Source organism: Siminovitchia sp. FSL H7-0308 (assembly GCF_037980985.1).
In the GTDB taxonomy this organism is placed as follows: Bacteria; Bacillota; Bacilli; order Bacillales; family Bacillaceae_C; genus Siminovitchia; species Siminovitchia thermophila.
This window is the reverse complement of the sequence record NZ_CP150282.1, coordinates 2,138,469-2,157,873: the sequence shown is the minus strand read 5'-3', so window position 1 is coordinate 2,157,873 and position 19,405 is coordinate 2,138,469. Positions and strand designations below refer to the sequence as shown.

19 protein-coding genes are annotated in these 19,405 nt (G+C 44.7%); 18 read left to right on the top strand and 1 reads right to left on the bottom strand.

Going from position 1 to position 19,405, the window contains the following annotated elements; translation table 11 throughout:
* Position 1: 1 nt before the first annotated feature.
* The 12 genes from rpoZ to spoVM all read left to right on the top strand — a co-directional run bounded on the left by rpoZ (position 2) and on the right by spoVM (position 11,909).
* On the top strand, positions 2–214 hold the full coding sequence (gene rpoZ / locus MHB50_RS10265; protein ID WP_077111776.1) for a DNA-directed RNA polymerase subunit omega: 213 nt from the start codon (positions 2–4) through the stop codon (positions 212–214).
* 112 nt (positions 215–326) lie between these two features.
* Positions 327–1,532: a bifunctional phosphopantothenoylcysteine decarboxylase/phosphopantothenate--cysteine ligase CoaBC gene (gene coaBC, locus MHB50_RS10260; protein ID WP_340085229.1), complete on the top strand. Its 1,206-nt coding sequence runs from the start codon at positions 327–329 to the stop codon at positions 1,530–1,532.
* Entirely contained in the window at positions 1,529–3,934 is a 2,406-nt protein-coding gene (gene priA / locus MHB50_RS10255; RefSeq protein WP_340085324.1) for a primosomal protein N', read from the top strand. Before coaBC ends, priA begins: the two co-directional genes overlap by 4 nt.
* Before the next feature lie 23 nt (positions 3,935–3,957).
* Positions 3,958–4,461, top strand: a complete 504-nt coding sequence (gene def / locus MHB50_RS10250) for a peptide deformylase (RefSeq protein WP_077111773.1) — start codon at positions 3,958–3,960, stop codon at positions 4,459–4,461.
* The gene (gene fmt, locus MHB50_RS10245; RefSeq protein WP_340085228.1) at positions 4,454–5,398 is read left to right on the top strand and encodes a methionyl-tRNA formyltransferase; all 945 of its coding nucleotides are present in this window, start codon (positions 4,454–4,456) and stop codon (positions 5,396–5,398) included. Before def ends, fmt begins: the two co-directional genes overlap by 8 nt.
* Positions 5,399–5,401: 3 nt before the next feature.
* The gene (gene rsmB, locus MHB50_RS10240; RefSeq protein WP_340085227.1) at positions 5,402–6,739 is read left to right on the top strand and encodes a 16S rRNA (cytosine(967)-C(5))-methyltransferase RsmB; all 1,338 of its coding nucleotides are present in this window, start codon (positions 5,402–5,404) and stop codon (positions 6,737–6,739) included.
* Positions 6,740–6,781: 42 nt separating this feature from the next.
* The gene (locus MHB50_RS10235; protein ID WP_340085226.1) at positions 6,782–7,543 is read left to right on the top strand and encodes a Stp1/IreP family PP2C-type Ser/Thr phosphatase; all 762 of its coding nucleotides are present in this window, start codon (positions 6,782–6,784) and stop codon (positions 7,541–7,543) included.
* Positions 7,537–9,492, top strand: coding sequence for a Stk1 family PASTA domain-containing Ser/Thr kinase (gene pknB, locus MHB50_RS10230; protein WP_340085225.1), 1,956 nt, complete (start codon positions 7,537–7,539; stop codon positions 9,490–9,492). Before MHB50_RS10235 ends, pknB begins: the two co-directional genes overlap by 7 nt.
* Positions 9,493–9,512: 20 nt before the next feature.
* Entirely contained in the window at positions 9,513–10,394 is an 882-nt protein-coding gene (rsgA, locus tag MHB50_RS10225; RefSeq protein WP_340085224.1) for a ribosome small subunit-dependent GTPase A, read from the top strand.
* A gap of 3 nt (positions 10,395–10,397) precedes the next feature.
* Entirely contained in the window at positions 10,398–11,048 is a 651-nt protein-coding gene (gene rpe / locus MHB50_RS10220; RefSeq protein ID WP_339163533.1) for a ribulose-phosphate 3-epimerase, read from the top strand.
* A gap of 19 nt (positions 11,049–11,067) precedes the next feature.
* Entirely contained in the window at positions 11,068–11,724 is a 657-nt protein-coding gene (locus MHB50_RS10215) for a thiamine diphosphokinase (protein ID WP_205179455.1), read from the top strand.
* A 104-nt stretch (positions 11,725–11,828) separates the two neighbouring features.
* A complete protein-coding gene (gene spoVM, locus MHB50_RS10210; protein ID WP_077111765.1) occupies positions 11,829–11,909 on the top strand; it encodes a stage V sporulation protein SpoVM in 81 nt (26 codons plus the stop codon).
* 91 nt (positions 11,910–12,000) lie between these two features.
* Here the strand turns inward: spoVM and rpmB are convergent, their stop codons facing one another.
* Positions 12,001–12,189 carry a 50S ribosomal protein L28 gene (rpmB, locus tag MHB50_RS10205; protein WP_205179456.1) on the bottom strand — a complete coding sequence of 63 codons (189 nt, stop codon included), beginning with the start codon at positions 12,187–12,189 and terminating at the stop codon, positions 12,001–12,003.
* A 451-nt stretch (positions 12,190–12,640) separates the two neighbouring features.
* Between rpmB and MHB50_RS10200 the strand changes: the two genes are divergently transcribed.
* From MHB50_RS10200 to fabD, 6 genes are all read left to right on the top strand, one after another.
* A complete protein-coding gene (locus tag MHB50_RS10200) occupies positions 12,641–13,003 on the top strand; it encodes an Asp23/Gls24 family envelope stress response protein (protein ID WP_077111763.1) in 363 nt (120 codons plus the stop codon).
* 16 nt (positions 13,004–13,019) lie between these two features.
* Complete coding sequence (locus tag MHB50_RS10195) at positions 13,020–14,696, top strand: DAK2 domain-containing protein (RefSeq protein ID WP_340085223.1); 1,677 nt, start codon at positions 13,020–13,022, stop codon at positions 14,694–14,696.
* A gap of 39 nt (positions 14,697–14,735) precedes the next feature.
* Positions 14,736–16,784, top strand: a complete 2,049-nt coding sequence (recG, locus tag MHB50_RS10190) for an ATP-dependent DNA helicase RecG (protein ID WP_340085222.1) — start codon at positions 14,736–14,738, stop codon at positions 16,782–16,784.
* Positions 16,785–16,874: 90 nt separating this feature from the next.
* Positions 16,875–17,441: a transcription factor FapR gene (gene fapR, locus MHB50_RS10185; RefSeq protein WP_077111760.1), complete on the top strand. Its 567-nt coding sequence runs from the start codon at positions 16,875–16,877 to the stop codon at positions 17,439–17,441.
* Between the two features lie 12 nt (positions 17,442–17,453).
* Positions 17,454–18,443: a phosphate acyltransferase PlsX gene (gene plsX, locus MHB50_RS10180; protein WP_077111759.1), complete on the top strand. Its 990-nt coding sequence runs from the start codon at positions 17,454–17,456 to the stop codon at positions 18,441–18,443.
* A gap of 19 nt (positions 18,444–18,462) precedes the next feature.
* Positions 18,463–19,404: an ACP S-malonyltransferase gene (gene fabD, locus MHB50_RS10175; protein WP_340085221.1), complete on the top strand. Its 942-nt coding sequence runs from the start codon at positions 18,463–18,465 to the stop codon at positions 19,402–19,404.
* Position 19,405 lies beyond the last annotated feature (1 nt).

The following is a 19,405-nucleotide window of genomic DNA, read 5'->3' as shown; positions in this document are numbered from 1 at the left end:
CATGCTATATCCTTCTATTGATAAGTTAATGGAAGTGATTGACTCCAAATATTCACTCGTTTCCATTGCCGCAAAAAGAGCCCGTGATCTGAAGGATCATAACAAGCCTCTTTTGGAAAAATACGTTTCCCATAAATATGTCGGCAAGGCATTGGAAGAAATAAATGAAGGTGTCCTCAAAGTCAAGGTCGAAGACAACGCGCTAGCCGAATAGGGAAAATAATCAACCTGTCCGCCAGGATAGGTTGTTTTTTCTTTTCTATAACACGATTATCATTCATAATAGAAGAAAATAAGAAAAGTGTACAATAAAGGAGATATATGTCGTGAATAAAAAAAAAATCTTGCTTTGTATTTCTGGGGGAATCGCAGTATACAAAGCGGCGGATTTAACGAGCAAGCTTGTTCAATCAGGCTTTGAAGTGAAAGTGATCATGACCGCCTCCGCAGTAAAGTTTGTTACACCGCTGACATTTCAGGCTCTTTCGAGAAATGAAGTCCATATAGATACCTTTGCCGAAAATGACCCATCTGTTATTGCCCACATTGATCTGGCGGGTTGGGCAGATTTGGTGTTGGTCGTTCCGGCTACGGCCAATATGATCGGGAAATTGGCGAACGGCATCGCAGATGACATGATCTCCACGACTCTTTTGGCCACGACTGCGCCCGTATGGATTGCTCCCGCCATGAATGTCCATATGTATAACCACCCATCCGTGAAAAAAAATATCGAAACCCTTTTGGAATATGGTGTCCGTATGATTGAGCCGGGATCGGGGTATTTGGCATGCGGATATGTGGGGAAGGGCAGATTGGAAAGCCCGGCCGTTATTTTGGAAAAAGTGGAGGAGTTTTTTGCGCCCAAGCAAGCGGTATTACAAAATCAAACTGTCCTTGTCACGGCAGGACCCACAAAAGAAAAGCTTGATCCAGTCCGTTACTTTACAAACAGATCAAGCGGAAAAATGGGTTATGCATTGGCGGAGCAGGCTGCTTTGCTCGGGGCAAACGTCATTTTAATATCTGGAACGGATCGTCTTCCGATCCCGCGAGATGTTACGTGGATACATGTTGAAAGTGCAGAGGACATGTATAAAGAAGTGATGAAACATTCCGTTGGAGCCGATATCATCATAAAGAGCGCCGCCGTGGCTGATTACCGGCCGAAGCAGATGTTTGACTCCAAAATAAAGAAATCAGCAGACCGAATCATGATCGAGATGGAAAAAACGACAGATATCCTTTATGAACTCGGAAAAAGAAAGAAGGATCAATTTTTGGTCGGTTTTGCTGCTGAAACAAATCATGTTGAAGAATATGCGAGAGAAAAGCTTACAAGAAAAAACGCCGATATGATTGTTGCCAACAATGTCACCCTTGAAGGAGCCGGATTTGAAGGGAATACCAACATCGTAACGATCTATCATAAGGATGGTTCCGCGAAGGAGTTACCAATAATGAGCAAAGCGGATATTGCCAAAGAAATTCTAATGGAGATCGCTTCACAAATGGGGGAATGGCAAACATGACAATTGCCCGGGTCATTGTTGATGTTCCCGCAATTGGAACAGATAAAGAGTTTGATTACGCCATACCTGAAAAATGGCGGGAAATGATTCAGCCGGGAATGCGTGTTGCCGTGCCATTTGGCCCCCGGATTATTCAAGGGTTTGTCATTGGGTTGAAAGATACGACAGATGTTCCACGTTTAAAATCCATCAGTAAGCCATTGGATATGACGCCCGTTTTAAATAAGGAGCTTCTGAGATTAGGAGAGTGGATTGCCGAACAAACGTTGTCTTTTAAGATCACTTCCTTCCATGCAATGCTTCCAGCCGCCATGAAAGCAAAGTATAAAAAAGTCATCCGGAAAACGGATCATATGAAACTGACTTCTTTAGACGACTTATTTGGCGGAAAGCAGGAAATAGACTGGAAGGAGGCAGAAAAACGAAATCTGCTTCCTGCTCTTCACAAAGAGATCAATAAAGGCAATGCCGAAGTCATTTATCTTGTAAAGGACCGGGCGAAAACGAAAAAAATGAAAATAGTGCAGCCGGCAGTGCCACATCATGAGCTGAGAGTGGCTGCCGATGAGCTTCCAAAGAATGCAGTGAACCAAATAAAGCTGCTGCAATATATTCATGCTGCACAAGAGGAATCATTTGAGGCGGGGGATTTGGCCGCCCGCGCGGAAGTGCCCCGGCAAACGATTGCGGCACTTGTCAAAAAGGGAATTTTATCTGAAACAGAAGAAGACGTATATCGGGACCCATATAAGCACAAAACTTTTCAACGGACGACCCCGTTGCCGCTCACTGCCCAACAGCAAGAGGCCATTCGCCCGATATTGGAAACGATTGAAACAAATATCCACCAAACGTTCATGCTTTTCGGTGTAACAGGCAGCGGCAAGACAGAAGTCTATTTACAGTCCATTCATGAAGTGATCAAAAAAGGGGAAGAGGCGATTGTCCTTGTACCAGAAATCGCACTTACCCCGCAAATGGTAGAAAGATTTAAAGGACGATTTGGAAGTGATGTGGCTGTCCTGCACAGCCGGCTTTCCATTGGCGAACAGTATGACGAGTGGCGCAAAATCCAAAAAAAGGAAGTCAAAGTCGTTGTCGGAGCGCGTTCAGCCGTGTTTGCCCCTTTCGAAAACTTGGGAATCATTATTATAGATGAAGAACATGAAACGAGCTATAAGCAGGAAGAAACACCGCGCTATCATGCCCGGGACGTTGCCATTGAAAGGGCAAAATATCATCAGTGCCCAGTCGTTCTTGGCAGCGCCACACCTTCACTCGAGTCGTTTGCCAGGGCTCAAAAAGGAGTTTACCAACTGTTGACATTGTCTAAAAGGATGAATGAAAAACAGTTGCCTTCGGTAGCAATTGTGGATATGCGGGAGGAAATGAGAAGCGGCAACCGGTCGATGTTTTCCAAAGAGCTTTTTGAAAAACTCAAAGACAGGCTTGCCAAACGGGAACAAACGGTTTTATTTTTGAATCGCCGCGGTCATTCTACGTTTTTAATGTGCCGCGATTGCGGATTTGTCATGCAATGCCCCCACTGTGACATTACGCTGACATTTCACCGCTACTCCAATGAAATGAAGTGCCATTATTGCGGGTTTCAAACGGAGGCGCCGCAAACCTGCCCGGACTGCGCAAGTTCGCATATCCGTTATTTTGGTACCGGAACACAAAAAGTGGAAGAAGAGCTTTCTAAATTGCTTCCAGAGGCCAGGGTGATCAGGATGGACGTGGACACAACTGGACGAAAAGGTGCCCACGAACGGCTATTAGACCATTTTCAGGCGGGACGAGCGGATATTTTGCTTGGAACACAAATGATTGCCAAAGGGCTGGATTTTCCCAATATTACCCTTGTTGGCGTATTAAGTGCCGATACGATGCTTCATTTGCCGGATTTTCGCGCTGCCGAAAAAACGTTCCAGCTTCTGACGCAAGTGAGCGGGAGAGCAGGAAGACATGAATTATCTGGAGAAGTGGTCATTCAAACATATTCACCTGAACATTACAGCATCCAGCTTGCGGGGAAGCAGGATTACGATCGTTTTTACAGGCAGGAAATGGCCATGAGAAAACTTGGCTCATATCCTCCTTTTTACTATCTGGCATTAATCACGGTTCAACACGAAGACTTAATGAAAGTCATTTCCGTTACCGAAAAAATATCCAACTATATGAAAGCAAGAATATCGCAAGATGCCATTTTATTGGGGCCTGTCGCGTCCCCCATCCCCAGAATCAATGATAGATATCGTTATCAATGTTTGATAAAATACAAGCGGGAACCGAACCTTTTTCCAGCATTGAAGAAAGTGCTTGAACATTATCAAACGAAACTTTCAAAAGAGGGATTATCCATCTCCATCGATGTTAATCCTTATATGATGATATAACTGACAGAAATGAGGAACTCATAGTGGCTATTCTACCCATCGTATGTCATCCAAACGAAATGTTGGAGAAGAGCTGTGAACGTGTCACTCTTTTTGACGAAGCTCTTGGATCACTGTTGAATGATATGTATGAAACAATGATCGCCGCTGATGGAGTTGGGCTAGCCGCTCCGCAAATAGGCGTTGGTCAACAAATTGCAATCGTGGACATTGGTGAGGAATATGGTAATGAGTATATTGAACTGATTAATCCTGTCATCGTACAGGCAAGTGGTTCAGAAACTGATATAGAGGGCTGTTTGAGCATGCCCGGTTTATATGGAAAGGTCCCACGCCATCGCATTGTCGTTGTAAAAGCAATGGATCGGCATGGACAAGTATTTTCCATAAAAGCCGAAGGCTTTTTAGCCAGGGCTCTGCAGCATGAAATTGATCATTTGCAAGGCATTTTGTTTACAACAAAAGTCACTGAATATGTAACGGAATCTGAATTGGCGACATTGGAAGGGAGCGAACTGAATGACTAAGGTGATATTTATGGGAACGCCCGATTTTGCCGTCCCCATTTTAAGAACGTTGATCGAGGATGGGTATGATGTGGCCGCAGTCGTTACCCAGCCGGACAGGCCGGTTGGCAGGAAAAGGATATTGACGCCGCCGCCTGTAAAAAAAGAAGCGGAAAAGTGGAATATTCCCGTCTACCAGCCTGAGAAAATCAGTGAAGCAGCAGAAACGGACAAAATCCTGGAGCTTTCCCCGGACTTGATCGTCACGGCTGCTTTTGGGCAACTGTTGCCAAGCCCCATTTTGGACGCTCCTAAACACGGCTGCATAAATGTCCATGCTTCCTTGTTGCCTGAGCTTCGGGGCGGGGCGCCGATTCACCACGCCATCATGCGCGGGATGGCCAAAACAGGGATCACGATCATGTATATGGTTGAAAAACTCGATGCCGGAGATATTATCAGTCAAGTGGAAGTTCCCATTACCGAACAAGATGACGTCGGTTCCTTGCATGACAAGCTGAGTGAAGCAGGGGCAACCCTTTTGTCGACAACACTTCCGAAGCTTCTCGCCGGTGAACTAAATCCCCGTCCCCAGGAAGAATCACAAGCAACTTATGCTTTCAACATCACCCGTGAACAAGAACAAATTGACTGGTCTTCTTCCGGAGAAGACATATACAATCATATTCGCGGTTTATGCCCTTGGCCGGTTGCCTATACAACTTTCGACGGTGACATTTTAAAAATTTGGCAAGCGCAAAAAAAGCATATCGAAGCAAAAAAGAAGCCGGGAACGATTGTCAAGGTTGAAAAAGACGGTTTTCTAGTATCCACGGGAAACAATACAGGCATCAAAATATTGGAATTGCAGCCTGCGGGGAAGAAAAAAATGTCAGCGTCCCAATATTTAAGAGGAGCAGGGGCTTCCATCAAAGAAGGCGATCTTTTAGGAGAATAAAACATGAAAAAGCCACCGAAAAACGTTCGCGAAGTTGCATTGGACATATTAGAAGCAGTGGAAAAACAAAGGTCATACAGCAATCTTCTGCTGAACAGCTTCATTAAAAAATATCAATTAAAAGGGCCTGATACGGCTTTGCTGACAGAAATGGTCTACGGAACAATCCAAAGAAAGATGACCCTTGATTATTATTTGGAGCCGTTTATTAAAAAGAAATTGGAGAACTGGGTTCGCAATTTGTTGCGGCTTTCCGTATATCAAATGGTTTATTTGGATAAAATTCCTGATCGGGCTGTTATTCACGAAGCAGTAGAAATAGCCAAAAAACGTGGCCATCGAGGTATTGCCGGGCTTGTGAACGGTGTATTAAGGTCCATTCAGAGAAACGGTATACCATCCCTGGATTCTATCTCAGATCCCGCACAACGCCTGGCGATTGCGACTAGCCACCCACAGTGGCTGGTCGAGCGGTGGATCACTCAGTATGGACTTGAAAAAACGCAAGACATGTGTGAAAAGAATTTGCAGGCTCCTGTTCAAACAGCGAGGGTAAACGTGTTAAAAACGTCAAGGGAACACTTGCTTGAATTACTGGAAGAAGAAGGCCTTATTGCAGAGCCGAGCCCCATTATTCCCATTTCTGTTCGAGCTGTCAAGGGCAACTTGGCGCATTCGAAATATTATGAGAAGGGATATTTTACCATTCAGGACGAAAGCTCCATGCTGGCCGCCTACGCGCTCAACCTTTCTCCCCGTCAAAAGGTGCTTGATGCTTGCGCGGCTCCCGGGGGCAAAGCGGCTCATATTGCCGAGATGCTGGAAAATACAGGGGAAGTCATTGCGCTCGATCTTCACGCCCATAAAGCAAAATTGATTACCGAGCAGGCGAACCGGTTAAGCCTTCAAAACATAACAGTCCAAATACTTGACAGCCGGAAGGTAAACGAGATATTTCCTGAGAAATCCTTTGACAGGGTGCTCGTAGATGCGCCTTGTTCGGGTTTAGGTGTTCTGCGTCGGAAGCCGGACATCAAGTATGCCAAGACGGCGGCAGATATTTATTCCCTGAAAACTGTTCAAGCCGATATATTGAATGCAACAGCAAAGCTTGTGAAAATAGGCGGGGTGCTCGTTTACAGTACATGTACGGTTGATCAGGAAGAAAACGTAAAAGTTGCTGAGAACTTTCTGATTGATCACCCTGACTTTGAACCGTATCCATTACAATTGCCGGAGGCGATATCCGCCTTGGCAAATGGATATTACGTGCAAATCATGCCCCAAGATTTTGACAGTGACGGCTTTTTCATTTCATCATTTAGGAAAAAGGAAGAATAAAAAGTCGTTCCAAATTGACTTATGGGATGAGGTGGATCGCAATTGAAAGCAATATTTAAAACAGATACGGGAAAAGTCCGGCCGCATAATGAAGATAACGGTGGTGTTTTTGTAAATCATCGCGGCGATTATCTTGCCATTGTTGCAGACGGGATGGGCGGGCACAAGGCAGGGGAAGTGGCAAGCCAATGTGCTGTAAGCCATTTGAAAGATCAGTGGCAGCAAGTGGATACGATGGAGACCCCTGCTCAGGCAGAAAATTGGTTTCGAAAAAATATAACGGCGGTCAACAAGCAAATTTTAAAATATTCCCGGGAAAACAAAGAGTATGAGGGCATGGGCACAACGATTGTGGCGGTCATTGTTACCGATAAATTTGCGACGGTGGCCAATATCGGGGACAGCCGCTGTTATGTGATGAATGAACAAGGGTATAAACAATTAACGGAAGATCATTCATTTGTCAACGAATTGGTGAAAACAGGGCAAATTACGCCTGAAGATGCGGCCCATCACCCACGTAAAAATATTGTGTTAAAAGCGGTTGGAACCGAGCCGGACATCGAAATGGACACGAAAACAATCACCTTTGAAGAAGGGGATAAAATATTGCTCTGTTCCGATGGTTTGTCGGACAAGGTAACGAAGGACGAGATGGAATCAATTTTAAATGAACAGGGCGATGTAGAGGAAAAAGCCGGCAAATTGATACAGATGGCTAATCAATACGGCGGTGAGGACAATATTTCACTCGCCATTATTGAATATGAAGCCCGCGGTGAAAGCAGGTGTAATGGATGCTGATCGGAAAAAGGATAAGCGGGCGCTATAAGATCATAAAAGTGATTGGCGGAGGAGGAATGGCGAACGTTTATCTGGCCCACGACATGATCTTGGACCGGGATGTGGCTGTAAAAGTATTGAGACTTGACTTCGCAGATGAAGACGAATTTATTCGCCGTTTTCAAAGAGAAGCCCAGTCCGCTACGAGCCTTGCTCATTCCAATATTGTCAATATATATGACGTGGGTGAGGAAGGAAATATATACTATATTGTAATGGAATATGTCGATGGAATGACGTTAAAACAATACATACAACAAAATCATCCCATTTCGGTGGAAAAAACGCTTGACATTATGCAACAGCTAACATCCGGACTTTCCCATGCGCATTACAATCACATTATCCATCGCGACATAAAGCCGCAAAATATATTGATTGATCATGAAGGAACCGTCAAAATTACGGATTTTGGCATCGCCATGGCTTTAAGCGCAACCTCGATTACCCATACGAATGCCGTTTTGGGTTCCGTTCATTACTTGTCTCCTGAACAAGCGCGCGGAGGCATGGCCACTAAAAAGTCAGATATATATTCACTCGGGATTGTCATGTTTGAACTTCTTACCGGAAGGCTCCCATTCTTCGGGGAATCGGCGGTATCCATTGCACTGAAACATTTGCAGTCAGAAACCCCATCTCCAAGACGGTGGAATCCAGATATCCCCCAAAGTGTTGAAAATATTGTTTTAAAAGCAACAGCAAAGGATCCTTTTTTACGCTACAATAATGTAGATGAAATGGAAAAAGACTTAGAAACGGCCCTTGACCCGGATCGGCTGCAAGAGCCTAAATTTTTGATTCCAGAAGATGAAGAGGCGACAAAAGCCATTCCGGTTATTACGGATCATGACATCAATTCCTCAGGGGACGAAACGGTTATTCATCCTAACAGCTCGGACAATAACCCCGAGAAAAAAGAAAAGAAGAAGAAAAAGCCGAGAAAAAAGTTGCTTTGGATTATTGGATCGATCATAACCCTTGCACTTTTATTGGTATTGTTGTTTACCATTATTTTGCCAGCAGTCCTTGGGGCGAAAATTGTCAACGTACCTGATGTAAGCGGAAAAGAATACGATGATGCAGTTCTGGCGCTGGTCGATGCCGGCTTGGAGGTCGGTGAAACAATAGAAACCCCGGATGAAGAGTTTAAAGAAGGCGAAGTCATTAAAACAAGCCCCAAAGCGGGTAGGGAAGTTAAAAAGGGCAGTGTCATCGACATTTATTTAAGTACGGGAGAAGAAAAATTCGTCATGTCAGATTACACGGGACGACCGTACGAAGACATTCTTACATTGTTGAATGATGAAGAATTTAAGGAAATTAGAAAAGAAATGGTGACTTCAGACGAAGAACCGGGGACGATCATTGAGCAGGATCCTTCACCTGGATCGGAAGTAGTTCCTTCCGAAACGACGGTTACTTTCACCGTTAGCCAAGGGGCAGAGAGAATTACGCTAAGAGATTTGAGAGGGTACAATAAAAAAGGTTTGGAAAGCTACGAGGAATCTACTGGTTTAACGATTGACTCCTCTGCGGAAGAATATTCGAACGAAGTTGATGCAGGTCTCGTCATATCACAGGAGCCTGCCGCAGGGACCGAACTAAAAAAGGGCGATACAGTCAAGGTGGTCATTTCCAAAGGGGAAAAAGAAATCCCGCCCAAAACCGTGACAAAAGAAATTACGATTCCATATGAACCCGCAGAAAAGGGGAAATCTCAAGAAGTAAGAATCTTTATAGAGGATATGAATCATAGTATGACGGTTCCTGCAGAAATTTTTTTAATCAACTCCAATGTTAAGAGGGAGATCCAATTAAAGGTTGAAAAAGACAAAAAAGCCGGTTATAAAGTGGTGAGGGACAATACAGTCATACTGGAAGAGGAAGTGCCTTATCCAAATGATTAATATTTGAAAGGAAGGATGCCATGACCAAAGGAAAGATTATTAAAGCGTTAAGCGGTTTTTACTATGTATTGGCGGGAGATCAAATAGTCCAATGCAGGGGAAGAGGCGTTTTCCGCAAAAAGAATATACATCCGCTCGTTGGCGATTATGTTACATTTCAGGCTGAAAATGAGCAAGAAGGTTATATTATGGCGATTGAGCCGAGAAAAAATGAACTGACACGTCCGCCAATAGCGAATATTGACCAGGGCATCCTGGTCTTTTCCGCCAAAGAACCGGACTTTAACACACTTCTTCTAGATCGCTTTCTATCCGTTGTGGAGGCAAACAATATTCATCCTATCATTTGCGTGACGAAGATTGATTTGCTTTTGGAAGAGGAGAGAAAGCAACTTGATCGTTATGTGGAAGACTATCGGACGATCGGCTATGATGTTATTTTGGTGTCTGCTTTGACCGGTGAAGGGATAGACCAGCTTTTGCCGCATATTGATTCAAAAGTGAGTGTTCTAGCCGGACAGTCAGGTGTCGGAAAATCTTCTCTTTTGAATGCGTTGCGACCAGAGCTTGATTTAAAAACAGGACATATTTCATCACATCTTGGACGAGGCAAGCATACAACCCGCCATGTTGAATTGCTGCAAATTGGTGAAGGACTTGTTGCAGATACGCCGGGATTTAGTTCCCTGGAATTTCCCGAGATGGAGGAGGCCGAATTAGGACGAGCATTTCCGGAAATTTTTGCAGCGAGTGCAAGTTGTAAGTTTCGTCGTTGCCTTCATGTAAATGAACCTGGGTGCGCGGTGATAAAATCCGTCGAAGAAGGCGATATTTGTTTATACAGATATGAACATTACAAGAAATTTTTGGAAGAAATTAAAGAGAGAAAGCCGAGGTATTAGGTTATGAAAATAGCGCCATCCATATTGGCTGCGGACTTTACAAAGCTGGGGGAGGAAATTAAAGAAGTTGAAGCCGCAGGAGCAGATTTGATCCATATTGACGTCATGGACGGTCATTTTGTCCCCAACATCACGATGGGCCCCGCAGTAGTAGAAGCGATCCGGTCTATTACAGAGCTCCCTCTTGATGTTCATCTTATGATTGAAAATCCGGATCAATATATTGAGGCATTCGCCAAAGCGGGGGCGGATTATATGACCGTTCATGTCGAGGCTTCGCCCCACTTGCATCGAACACTGGATGAGATCAAAAAGCAAGGGATAAAATCAGGTGTTGTTCTTAACCCGGCAACACCGGCAGAATCGATAAAATATGTGCTCGACAACATTGATATGGTCTTGTTGATGACAGTAAATCCGGGATTTGGCGGGCAATCATTTATTCATTCCGTGCTCCCCAAAATTACCGAAGTAAGGAATATGGGGCTGAAACATGGTGTTCAATTTGATATTGAAGTGGATGGCGGCATTAATCCCGAAACGGCGAGGCTATGCAAAGAAGCCGGCGCGACTGTCTTGGTAGCCGGTTCCTCTATTTTTCAACAAAAAGACAGAAAAAAAGCCTTGCTGGAAATCCGTAAAGAAATCGTTTAGAAAGGAATAAACGTTGGGAATGACAAAACCAATCATCCATATCGTTGCTGGAGGTCCGAGGAATTTAATCCCGGATCTGTCTTTGTTTATCGATCATCCCGTACTTTGGGCAGGGGTCGATCACGGGGTTCGCACAATCTTCCAGGCAGGTATCGCCCCCCACGTCGCTGTTGGAGATTTTGATTCGATCAGTAAGGAAGAGTGGCAGCAAATTGAAAAGAAAGTACCCGCGATTCACAAGTTTCGCCCGGAAAAAGATGAAACAGACATGGAACTGGCTTTATTGTGGGCCGTCGGGCAAACACCGGAAAAAATCGTTATTTTTGGGGCAACCGGTGGCAGACTCGATCATTTTATGGCAAACGCCTTTTTGGTGGCGGCCTATAAACAGAAATACCCTGACATTATGTTTGAATTAATTGATACAAATAATACAATTTCAGTCTGGTTGCCCGGCATGCACACCATTGAGCAGGACACCGCAAAAAAATATGTCTCTTTTATTCCCGTGTTTAACGAGGTTATAGGGCTTACATTGTCGGGTTTCAAATATCCATTACGCAATCATACGGTTCCGCTCGGCTCTTCACTATGCGTCAGCAATGAACTTATTCGGCAAACCGGTCATTTTTCTTTTGAAAAAGGCATATTAATGATGATAAGGAGCATGGATTAATGTTTCTAACATGTTTGTTTGCTTCGTGTACTAATGAATACATGTTGAATAAGATAAGAGTGAAAACAGCTATTTCTCTTTAAAGCGGTGAGGAGGGGACCTGTATGAAGTTTTACACGATCAAGCTTCCGAGGTTTTTAGGCGGCATAGTACGGGCGATGCTTAGTACATTTAAAAAAGGTTGAATCAAAATGCAAAGAGGCACCTATACGAATAGGCGCCCTTTTTTATAGAGAGAATTGCCTTTCATAAGAAAGAGCAATTTTCTCACTGCCATTATACTCTTTGAACTTTTCCTGATTTGAGTGCGCGTGCTGATACCCACACCCGCTTTGGTTTCCCGTTCACCAAAATCCGCACTTTTTGCAAGTTGGCACCCCATGTGCGTCTGTTTGCATTCATAGCATGAGAACGTTTATTGCCCGTAGCTGTTTTACGCCCGGTAATGACGCATTGCTTCGCCATAAAGATTCCCTCCAATCCATATAAATCCCCATAAATCAACTGTTGACCAAAAGAAGCGCCGCATTTCTTGATTGCTTCCCTTGCGCACATCGGGTGTGCTGGATGTGCCAGCGCTGATGTTGCGGACAAGCCGTCGGGCTTTACCGCGGTGTTCTTTAACACCCTACACTCCGGTGCCGCTCGGTTGCTTTCTTGCGAACTGCTTGCTTTTTTTGCTCAAACCGCCAGTTGATGGTTACATTAATCTTTATTCGTAAATAATACTTTAATAATTTATCATACAACGGGCCAGAATGCAACAAATCTTCTCCCTGCTGTTAAGGTTTTTTTCTTTACGGAGCAATCAATTAAAAATGATTCAGCTTTAAAATTTACCTCTGTTATAGTAAGATAAGCATAGCCATAAACTTGAACCGTTCAACCTTTTGGAAAGAGAATAGGAGGGAGCAACATGTCCATTGAAATGAAAACGAAGTACGGCCAAATCGACATATCGAATGAAACGATCGCAACGATTGCCGGTGGAGCGGCGATTGATTGCTATGGTATCGTCGGTATGGCTTCCAGAAATCAAATTAGAGATGGGCTGACTGAAATATTGCGCAGAGATAATTTTTCGCGCGGAGTGGTCATCCGTCAGGAAGAAGGCGCCTTCCACATCGATATGTACATAATTGTCAGTTATGGAACAAAAATTTCAGAAGTGGCTTACAACGTCCAATCAAAGGTTAAGTATACATTGAAAAAAATGATCGGACTATCAGCCGATACAGTCAATATATTTGTTCATGGAGTTCGGGTTACGAACCCGTAATGAGGAGGAAAAGTTTGTGTCGATAACATCATTGGATGGAAATCGCTTCGCTGAGATGGTTACTCACGGAGCCGATTACTTATCAGCCAATGCCGAGTTGGTTGATGCCTTAAATGTTTTTCCTGTGCCTGACGGCGATACAGGTACAAATATGAAATTATCAATAAATTCGGGAGCAAAAGAGGTACAAAAAAATGTACAAGATCACATAGGCAAGGTAGGTGCCGCTTTTTCCAAAGGCTTGTTAATGGGAGCCCGCGGGAATTCCGGCGTCATTTTATCCCAGCTTTTTCGGGGATTTTCCAAAGAAATTGAAACCAAATCCGCTTTATCGAGCAGAGAATTTGCCCGCGCATTGGAAGCAGGCGTTCAAACAGCTTATAAAGCAGTCATGAAACCAGTGGAAGGAACGATTTTGACAGTAGCAAAAGATGCCGCCAAACAAGCGGTGGAAACCGCCAAAACGACGGTGGATATTGCAGAAGTAATGGATGATACTCTGGCTACTGCAAAAAAGTCGCTCTCCCGGACCCCCGATCTGCTACCCGTTTTAAAGGAAGTAGGTGTTGTAGACAGCGGTGGGCAGGGACTTGTTTTTATATATGAAGCCTTTCTGGCAGTTTTGAAAGGACAAGTTCTTTCGCGCGCTCCCCGAACGGACGTCCGCTCGATGGAAGAACTGGTAAACGCGCAGCATCACCAAAATGTTCACGGATTTATGAGTACGGAAGATATTGAATTTGGATATTGCACAGAATTCATGGTCCGTTTGGAAAAAGATCACAAACCTTTTTATGAAGAAACCTTCCGGAAAGACTTGAGTGAATACGGTGATTCCCTGCTTGTTATTTCCGATGAAGAGGTGGCAAAAGTCCACATTCACTCCGAGCAGCCCGGAGAGGTCTTATCATACGGCCAGCAGTACGGTCCACTTATTCATATAAAGATTGAAAATATGCGGGAGCAGCACAGCGCCCTTGTAAAAGAGCGCCCGGCTTTAGCCCCATCCACTCCGGTTGTTGAGAAAAAGAAACAGGAGAAATGGGGAATAGTTGCTGTTGCCACTGGAGAAGGCGTCGCTAAATTGTTAAAAAGCACCGGCGTTTCCGCCATTATCGAAGGCGGCCAAACGATGAACCCGAGTACCGAAGACTTGCTTAACGCCGTCAATCGGGTAAATGCTGAAAACATCATTATTCTTCCCAATAATAAGAATATTGTCATGGCAGCGGAACAGGCAGCCGAAGTTGCCAAGGGAAACATCTTTGTCGTTCCATCAAAGACAATTCCTGAGGGGATCGCCGCTATGCTGGCATTCCATCCGGATCGGGACCTTGAAAGCAACGTACAGGCAATGAAAAATGCGATGCAATTGGTAAAAACAGGACAAATTACGTATGCTGTCAGGGATACGTCCATCGATGGAATGGAAATCAAAAAAGATGACTATATGGGCATTGCCAACGGTAAAATCGTAACAACAAACAAAAACTTGTTGGAAGCGGCCAAAAATTTGTTGATAAAAATGATTGAGAATGACTCGGAAATTTTGACGATCATTTATGGAGAAGGCACCGAACCGGCGGTTGCGGAACAATTGGGCCGGTTTGCCGAAGAGCAGTTTCCTGATATAGAGGTTGAACTCCATGAAGGGGGCCAGCCTGTATACGACTTTATTTTTTCAGTTGAGTGATATGCTCCTGAAATAAGGAAGGAGGGAGGCAAGCAGCCCATGACCGATTTACAAAATATAGACGTAACAGTAGTAAAAGGAATTGGGAAGGAAACGGCCGTCCAGCTTGCCGATATGGGGATTCACTCCATTCAAGATTTAATGTACTACTTGCCTTACCGTTACGATGACATGAGAGTGCGTGATTTGGCCGACGTTCAACACGATGAGCGGATAACGGTTGAAGGGAAGGTTCATAGTGAACCTTCTCTTGTATTTTATGGAAGAAAAAAGAACAGGCTGACGATCCATCTTTTGGTTGATAAATACTTGATTAAGGCAGTATTTTTCAATCGATCGTATTTAAAGGGCAAGTTGGCGCCGAATGATGTGATTACTGTGTCCGGAAAGTGGGACAAACATCGGCAAACCATTACATGCAGCCACATCGTTTTTGGTCCACACCAGCAAGTCACGCCATTCCTTCCTGTTTATCCGGTAAAAGGGAATGTTACGGTTCCAGCGCTGCGTCGCTATATAGAAAATGCCCTGCAAAAATACGGCGGCTCCGTGGGAGAAATTCTTCCAAAAGCAGTAAGAGACCGCTACAAATTGGCTCCTATACAGGATGCTCTAGCATTCATCCATTTTCCGAAAACGGAGGAAGAGATGAAGCAGGCGCGCAGACGGTTTGTCTACGAGGAATTTTTATTGTTCCAATTAAAGCTTCAAGTGTTCAGGAAAATGAGAAGGGAACGAACACGGGGAGTCGGCCAAGACTATCATTTGAAGCAATTGAAGCAGTTTATCTCGACCCTCCCTTTTTCTTTGACGAATGCACAAAAAAAAGCAGTCAATGACATTTGTGCAGATTTAAAATCGCCTTACAAAATGAACAGGCTGCTTCAGGGGGACGTCGGTTCGGGGAAAACGGTTGTGGCCGCGATTGCGTTGTACGCAAGTTATACGGCGGGTTTTCAGGGGGCTTTAATGGTTCCAACGGAAATATTGGCCGAACAGCATGCCGAATCGTTAAGCAAGCTGTTCGCCAATACGGAATTGACAATAGGCTTGTTAACCAGCTCAGTAAAAGGGAAGGCCCGCCAAGAAATATTGGAACGGCTTCAAAATGGAGAGATTGATATATTAGTGGGAACGCATGCCTTGATTCAAGATGAGGTGCATTTTTCAAATCTGGGGCTCGTCATTACAGATGAACAGCACCGCTTCGGTGTAGAACAGCGGAGAGTTTTAAAAGAAAAAGGGGAAAATCCGGACGTTTTATTTATGACTGCCACCCCAATTCCCCGAACGCTCGCTATTACTGTTTTTGGCGAGATGGATGTGTCTGTTATTGACGAAATGCCTGCCGGCAGAAAGCCTGTTGAAACGTTTTGGGCAAAGCATGAAATGCTGGATCGGGTACTTTCATTAATGGAAAAAGAGTTGAATAAAGGCAGGCAGGCCTATGTCATATGCCCCTTAATTGAAGAGTCGGAGAACCTGGATGTCCAAAATGCGATTGACGTGTATAATTTGCTGGCCAATCATTTTCACGGCAGGTTTCATACAGGCTTGATGCACGGACGCCTCCCCTCTTCAGAAAAAGAGGAAGTCATGAAAGCATTCAGCGCCAATAAAATCCAAGTCCTTGTTTCGACAACTGTTGTGGAAGTAGGAGTCAATGTTCCAAATGCGACATTCATGCTGATTTATGATGCGGAAAGATTCGGGTTATCCCAGTTGCACCAACTGCGCGGCCGAGTTGGACGCGGCTCCGGCCAATCGTATTGCATTTTGCTTGCCGATCCGAAAAATGAAACCGGGAAAGAACGAATGAAAATTATGACAGAAACGAATGACGGATTTGTATTGAGTGAACGTGACCTAGAATTGCGTGGGCCAGGGGATTTCTTCGGAAAAAAACAAAGCGGGCTGCCTGAGTTTCGAGTGGCGGACATGGTCCATGATTACCGAATTTTGGAAATTGCCCGCGCCGACGCGATCCGTTTCATTGAACTGGACGAATTTTGGCAGGATGATGAATATGCGCCGCTTAGATGTTATCTTGAAGAATCGGGAGCTATGTCCGGAGAGAAATTAGATTAAGATATTCCAATAATGTTGCATGACAATCCACCTTTTTATATACTACTATTAATACCAAGTCTTAATAACGTGAAATGGTGTGATGCATGCATGAAGCCAACGAAAAAAGAACGCCAGCAGCTTCTCGTCCAAACGATTGACACGAACCCGTTCATCACGGATGAGGAATTGGCTGAACGTTTTTTGGTCAGTGTTCAAACGATCAGACTTGATCGGATGGAACTCGGTATACCGGAGCTGCGTGAACGTATTAAGCATGTGGCCGAACAACATGTCGATAATGAAGTAAAGTCATTGCCTGCAGATGATGTCATCGGTGATATCATCGATATTGAGCTTGATAAAAGTGCGATATCCATTTTTGATGTGAAAAGCGAACACACATTTACAAGAAATTCTATTGCGCGGGGGCACCATCTGTTTGCCCAGGCAAACTCATTGGCTGTTGCAGTCATTGATGATGAAGTTGCTCTTACGGTCACAGCGGACATTCATTTTACAAGGTCGGTTAAAGCAGGTGAAAGAGTAGTCGCCAAAGCAAAAGTCCTCGGCCATACAAAAGGTGACAAAAGAACGTTTGTGAAGGTTGAAAGTTTTGTAGGCGGCGAAATGTGCTTTAAAGGAAATTTTGAAATGTATCGTTTCAGTTATGAGTAAGGGAGTTTTAACATGAAGATTGCGATAGATGCGATGGGCGGCGATCATGCACCAAGAGAAATTGTCCGTGGTGTAGAAAAAGCAGCCAAAGATTTTACTGATGCAGCATTCACGTTGTATGGAAACGAAAAGGACATACAGCAATACCTGACTAGTCATGAACGGATTGAAATCGTCCATACAACAGAAGTAATCGGGGCGGACGACGAACCGGTCAGAGCCGTGCGCCGCAAGAAAGAGGCATCCATGGTGAAAATGGCCCAAGCTGTGGCCGATGGACAGGCGGATGCCTGTATATCAGCCGGCAATACAGGGGCCTTGATGGCATCAGGTTTATTTATTGTCGGGAGAATTAAAGGTGTGGAGCGGCCCGCTCTTGCCCCGACACTTCCGACCATTGATGGAAAAGGATTTGTGATGCTAGATTTAGGGGCTAATGTGGATGCCAAGCCCGAGCATTTGCTGCAATATGCTTATATGGGAAAAATATATGCTGAAAATGTTAGAAAGATAGAAAATCCGCGAGTGGCTTTATTAAATATTGGCTCTGAACAGAATAAAGGTAACGATCTGACGAAAAAGACATACGACTTATTGAAAAAAGCAAACGTGAACTTTACCGGAAATATCGAGGCCCGGGAACTTCTTGAGGGTCATGCGGACGTTGTCGTAACGGATGGATTTACCGGAAATGTGGTTTTAAAAGCCATTGAAGGAACAGCCGCTTCGCTTTTTTCCATGCTGAAAAAAACGATGACAAAAAGTGTTAAAAACAAATTGGCAGCCGGGATCATCAAAGGGGATTTGCTTGAACTGAAAGATCAAATGGACTATACGGAGTATGGAGGCGCCTGTCTGTTCGGATTGGAGTCGCCGGTCATCAAGGCTCATGGCTCCTCTAATGCGAATGCCGTCTACCATGCGATCCGCCAAGCGTTCGACATTGTCAAGAACGATGTGACGGGAACGATCAAAGCCAATATTACTGAACAAAATGGTTAATATAAAGGGAGTGGAATACATGGAGAAAATTGCCTTTGTTTTTCCGGGGCAAGGCTCGCAAACGGTAGGCATGGGAAAGGAAATGGCCACGCAAAATAAACAGGCAAACCGCATTTTTGACTTGGCGGATGAAACATTGGGTTTTTCCTTGTCCAAGGTCATTTTTGAGGGACCTCAGGAAACGCTGACGCTTACAACGAACGCCCAGCCCGCCCTTTTGACGACAAGCGTCGCTTTGCTGAAAGAACTGGAAGAAGCCGGCATTCGCCCGGATTATACGGCCGGACACAGCTTGGGAGAATATTCCGCACTGGTAGCGAGCGGAGCGCTCGACTTTAAAGACGCTGTTTATACAGTCAGGAAGCGGGGCGAATATATGGAAGAAGCTGTTCCAAGCGGAGAAGGCACAATGGCGGCTGTATTGGGGTTGGACCGAAGCATCCTTCACGATATTTGCCAACATGTAACGGGAGCAGGAGATCCCGTTCAATTGGCCAATCTCAATTGTCCCGGACAGATTGTGATTTCCGGTACGGTTGCGGGAGTGCAAAAAGCTGGAGATCGGGCTAAAGAAGCGGGGGCGAAACGCGTCCTTCCATTGCAGGTGAGCGGTCCTTTTCATTCCATGCTCATGAAACCCGCAGCAGAAAAATTCCAAGCCGTATTGGACGAAATCAATGTAAAAGATGCCGAGATCCCGGTCGTAGTCAATGTGACGGCGGCTCCCGAAACCGATTCTGCAATGATTCGGAAAAAGTTGATTGAACAATTATATTCACCAGTTTTGTGGGAAGATACGGTCGAAAAGCTCATCAAGCTTGGTGTCGGCACTTTCGTAGAAGTCGGCCCGGGAAAAGTGTTATCCGGACTTATCAGAAAAGTAGACCGCAACGTCAAGACAGTATCTGTCCAAGATACGGAAAGCTTACAAGCTGCAGTGGCGGCATTAAGGGGGAATTAAA

Bases quoted from the DNA above. Each gene is read 5' to 3' on its own strand.
- rpoZ (WP_077111776.1), top strand. From the start codon at position 2: ATGCTATATCCTTCTATTGATAAGTTAATGGAAGTGATTGACTCCAAA.
- priA (WP_340085324.1), top strand. From the start codon at position 1,529: ATGACAATTGCCCGGGTCATTGTTGATGTTCCCGCAATTGGAACAGAT.
- fmt (WP_340085228.1), top strand. From the start codon at position 4,454: ATGACTAAGGTGATATTTATGGGAACGCCCGATTTTGCCGTCCCCATT.
- rsmB (WP_340085227.1), top strand. From the start codon at position 5,402: ATGAAAAAGCCACCGAAAAACGTTCGCGAAGTTGCATTGGACATATTA.
- pknB (WP_340085225.1), top strand. From the start codon at position 7,537: ATGCTGATCGGAAAAAGGATAAGCGGGCGCTATAAGATCATAAAAGTG.
- rsgA (WP_340085224.1), top strand. From the start codon at position 9,513: ATGACCAAAGGAAAGATTATTAAAGCGTTAAGCGGTTTTTACTATGTA.
- rpe (WP_339163533.1), top strand. From the start codon at position 10,398: ATGAAAATAGCGCCATCCATATTGGCTGCGGACTTTACAAAGCTGGGG.
- MHB50_RS10215 (WP_205179455.1), top strand. From the start codon at position 11,068: ATGACAAAACCAATCATCCATATCGTTGCTGGAGGTCCGAGGAATTTA.
- spoVM (WP_077111765.1), top strand. From the start codon at position 11,829: ATGAAGTTTTACACGATCAAGCTTCCGAGGTTTTTAGGCGGCATAGTA.
- rpmB (WP_205179456.1), bottom strand. From the start codon at position 12,189: ATGGCGAAGCAATGCGTCATTACCGGGCGTAAAACAGCTACGGGCAAT.
- MHB50_RS10200 (WP_077111763.1), top strand. From the start codon at position 12,641: ATGTCCATTGAAATGAAAACGAAGTACGGCCAAATCGACATATCGAAT.
- recG (WP_340085222.1), top strand. From the start codon at position 14,736: ATGACCGATTTACAAAATATAGACGTAACAGTAGTAAAAGGAATTGGG.
- fapR (WP_077111760.1), top strand. From the start codon at position 16,875: ATGAAGCCAACGAAAAAAGAACGCCAGCAGCTTCTCGTCCAAACGATT.
- plsX (WP_077111759.1), top strand. From the start codon at position 17,454: ATGAAGATTGCGATAGATGCGATGGGCGGCGATCATGCACCAAGAGAA.
- fabD (WP_340085221.1), top strand. From the start codon at position 18,463: ATGGAGAAAATTGCCTTTGTTTTTCCGGGGCAAGGCTCGCAAACGGTA.